The organism is Mycobacterium sp. (assembly GCF_035499775.1).
GTDB lineage: Bacteria > Actinomycetota > Actinomycetes > Mycobacteriales > Mycobacteriaceae > Mycobacterium.
In genome coordinates, this window is sequence record NZ_DATJYB010000278.1 from 1 (window position 1) to 4,097 (window position 4,097).

At 68.0% G+C, this 4,097-nt stretch carries 2 protein-coding genes and 1 pseudogene; all 3 read left to right on the forward strand.

Features of this window, described 5'->3' with window-relative positions:
• Window positions 1-145 (forward strand): annotated as a pseudogene (locus VML93_RS17775) (IS110 family transposase); the annotation flags it as partial.
• A gap of 76 nt (window positions 146-221) precedes the next feature.
• A complete protein-coding gene (locus VML93_RS17780) occupies window positions 222-1,484 on the forward strand; it encodes a site-specific integrase (RefSeq protein WP_325612639.1) in 1,263 nt (420 codons plus the stop codon).
• Window positions 1,481-3,940, forward strand: a complete 2,460-nt coding sequence (locus VML93_RS17785) for a site-specific integrase (protein WP_325612640.1) — start codon at window positions 1,481-1,483, stop codon at window positions 3,938-3,940. The genes VML93_RS17780 and VML93_RS17785 overlap by 4 nt, the downstream gene beginning before the upstream one ends.
• Window positions 3,941-4,097 lie beyond the last annotated feature (157 nt).

Genomic DNA, 4,097 nt, shown 5'->3' on the forward strand with positions numbered 1-4,097 from the left:
GATCGCTGAGCGGGTCAGTCGTGTGGTAATCGAGTCCACGTCGGATTATTGGAAGCCGTTTTATTACCTGCTCGAAGACCAGTTGGACGTGATGCTGGCCAACGCCCAGGCTGCGCGCAATGTGCCGGGCCGCAAGACCGACTTGTTGACCGAACTACCGCAGGCAGTTGGGGGTGGGTGCGTGCCGACAGGGGTTGGGCTGGCTAGGTTCGCTGCTCGTGATGGGCGATGGAGAACAGCCGCGGGATTTGGCGGTGCTGGTGGTGCCCGGTCGGGGTGCTTTGGAGGCCACCGGCGATCTGTTTCAGCCGTATCGGCTGGTTGATGCCGACGGTGCGGTCGTCGCGCCGGCCGCGGCGTATTTCGCCGAGTTGACCGCGTGCGGGCGACCGGCGACCACTCAGCGTTCCTACGGGATGGATCTGTTGCGGTGGTTTCGGTTCGTGTGGGCGTTGGGGGTGGCCTGGGATCAGGCGACGCGGGTGGAAGCCCGCGATTTCTGTCGCTGGCTGCAGATCGCGGACAAGCCGGCCCGGCCGCACTGGCGGCGCCCGGACGGTGACGCTGCCGCCCTGACTGGTTCACAGACCGGGCCCGGCGGCGTGAATGCGGTGACCGGCAAGGCCGTGCGCGGCAGCCGGTATGCGGCGGCGACGGCGGCGCATTGCGAGACGGTGCTGCGCGGGTTCTACGACTTCCACTTGGGGGCGGGCAGCGGGCCGATGGTCAACCCGTTCCCGCTGGCCCGCTATCGCGGTGCTGGCCGGGTGGACGCTCATCACAATCCGATGGAGCCGTTCGCTGGGCATCGCAGCGGGCGGTACCGGCCGAAGGTGGTGGACCGGGCGCCGCGCTGTATCCCCGACGAGCGGTTCGACGAGCTGTTCGCACAGTTGGGCTCGCATCGTGACCGGGCGTTGGTCGCGTTCTGGGTTTCGACCGGGGCGCGGGCCTCGGAGTTGCTGGGTGCAACGGTCGCCGATATCGATCCGGGACAGCAGTTGATCACGGTGATCCGCAAGGGGACCCGGGCGATGCAGCCGTTGCCTGCGGCCCCGGATGCGTTTGTGTGGCTGCGGTTGTATCAGGTGCAGTTGGCCGGGCTGGCTCCGGCCGGGCGAGACCAGCCGTTGTGGTGGACATTGCGAGAACCGTTGCGGGCGTTTCGGTATGACGCGGCTCGTGCGATGTTCAACCGGGCCAACGCGGCGTTGGGGGCGAACTGGACGCTGCACGATCTGCGGCATACTGCCGCCTATCGGATGGCCCGTGACCCGCAGATGCCGTTGACCGATGTGCAGTGGGTGCTCGGCCACGCCCACCTGTCGACGACCCAGCGCTACCTGAACCCGGTGACCCAAGACGTAATCGCCGAGGTGCTGGCCTATCACGCCCGGCGCCGCGACCGCGATCCGGCGATGCCTGCAGCGCCGGGGTACCGCGCCGAGAGCCTGCAGATCCTCTTCGGTGAGGCCGGGTCGTGACCGCCGTCGACACCTCGCAGGTGGCCTTGGCCGTGGCCTCACCGCCGGCGGGATCGGTGAAATCCACCGGGACACAACTGGTCGCGGCGTTTCCGCCGCGACCACTGGCCGCGTCGTGGCCGGCCACCCAGGCGCGCCGGTCCGCAGTGGCCGAGCGGGTGCTGGCGGCGCCGTTCGCGTTGGACAACCCCGGCAGCCAACGCAACCGGCGGTTGGGGGTGTTGGCGGTGCTGGGCTGGCTGCATGGGCAGTCCGGCGAGTGTTGGCAGCAGCGGTGGCGGGCCAGCGGCGCCGAGGACCAACCGGACTGGCGTTTGTTGGTCGGCATCGACCGCGCCAAGCCGCTGCCGCACCTGACCTCGGGGCTGCTGGTGCTGATCTGCGCCGATGTGATCCGGCCCAGCCTGGCCTGGCTGCTGCGGTTCGCCCCGGCCCGGCACAACCTGGCCCCCGAGATGGCCCGCACCCGCGACGGAGCGGCGTTCGCCGAGCTCACCGCGCTCAGTCAGGACCGAATCGGGTTGCAATGCCAGCAGCGGGCGCTGACCAACATCGCGATCATCATGGCCGCCAAGGGCGGCAACGTCGCGGCGGTGCAAGTCGGCGACTGCCTGGAACTGTTGGCCGCCGCTGCGCGCACGCGGACCGGCAACGACCGGCGCGCCGAAAGCCCGTTGTTCTACCAGCTGTTGCGCGCGCACGGCGACCTGGGCCCGGACGCGCCCGCCGCGATCGAAATGTTCTTCGGCCGCGGACAACCCAGCTGCGAGGAGCTGATCGACCGCTACCACATCGCGTGTGGGCCGGTGCGCGACGTGCTGGTCGACTACCTGCGCGAACGCCAGACGGCTCTGGACTTCTCCAGCCTGCAGCACCTGGCCTACCTGCTCGGCAAACTGTTTTGGGCCGATCTGGAGACCCATCACCCCGGCATCGACTCGCTGCAGCTGCCCCGCGACGTCGCCGCGGCGTGGAAGCAGCGCGTGCTTACCCGCCCGAAGGCCACCAAGGGCCAGGGCCAGATCAGCGTGCCGCGGCTGGACGGGCGCAGCGTGCTGACCGCTGTGCGGGCCTTCTACCTCGACCTGGCCGAGTGGGCCGACGACGACCCTGCCCGCTGGGGGCCGTGGGCGGTCCGCTGCCCAGTCAGCGCCAGCGACGCCTCCCACAAGAAGTCCCGCCTGCAGCGCAAGTCGCGCATGGACACCCGCACCCGCGAACGGCTGCCGGTGCTGCCGACCCTGATCGCCTGGGTGACTGCTCAACGAGCCCGCACCGCCGAGCTGCTCACCGCCGCCGAACAGACCCAACCCGGGGAATTGTTCACCGCCGCCGGCACGACCTTGCGCCGATCGGTGCTAAAGACCCAGACCACCGGCCGTGTGTGGGCTCAGGACCCCGACACCGGAGCCCGGCGCGACCTCAGCTTCGAAGAACACCGCGGGTTTTGGACCTGGGCCGTGGTTGAAGTATTGCGGCACACCGGAATCCGCATCGAAGAACTGACCGAGCTGTCCCACCACAGCCTCATCCAGTACCGGCTGCCAAGCACCGGGGAACTCATCCCGCTGCTGCAGATCGCCCCGTCCAAGACCGACGCCGAGCGACTTTTGGTGATTTCACCGGAGCTGGCGGACGTGTTGTCGACCATCGTCGCCCGCATCCGCGGCGACCGACCCAGCGTGCCGCTGGTGGTGTCCTACGACCAGGCCGAACGCCTCTACAACCCGCCCATGCCGCTGCTGTTTCAATGTCGGCGCCGCCTAGACCACCGTGCCGTCAGCCAGACTGTGCTGCGCCACTACCTTGACCACGCCCTCACCCAGACCGGTGTCAAAGATGCTGCCGGCCAACCGATGCGTTACACCTTCCACGACTTTCGGCGGCTATTCATCACCGACGCCATTGCCCATGGCATGCCCCCGCACATCGCCCAACTCGTCGCCGGCCACCGTGACATCAACACCACCATGGGATACAAGGCCGTCTACCCCGAGGAAGTGATCAACGGCCACCGCGCCTTCATCACCCGCCGCCGAGCGCTGCGCCCCGGCGAGGAATACCGCACCCCCACCGACGCCGAATGGGCCGAGTTCGTCGGCCACTTCCAACGCCGCAAGCTCGCCATCGGCGACTGCGGCCGCTCCTATGACACTCCCTGCATCCACGAACACAGCTGTCTGCGCTGCCCGCTGCTACGCCCCGACCCGGCCGCCCGCGCCCGGCTGGAAGAGATCCGCGACAACCTCATCGCCCGCATCGCCGAAGCCGAATCCCGCCGCTGGTACGGCGAGGCCGAGGGGCTCAAGGTCAGCCTCACCGGCGCCAACACCAAACTGGCCCAGATGGACCAGATCAGCGCCAGCCGCGCCAAAACCGTCCAATTGGGCATCCCCAGCTTCACCGACACCGCCGGACGCGCCACTGAGCACCCAGGACACTGCAACCTGTTCTAACAAAACAGAATACGAACTAAACAATCAAGATCAATTTAGTTCGGAGAAGACCTCTCGGATGCGGAGTGGTTGGCGCATCTGCTCGAATGTGGGCTGCTGCGGGGCTCGTTCCTGCCGCCCGAGCAGATCAAAGCCGCCCGCGATGTGATGCGCTATC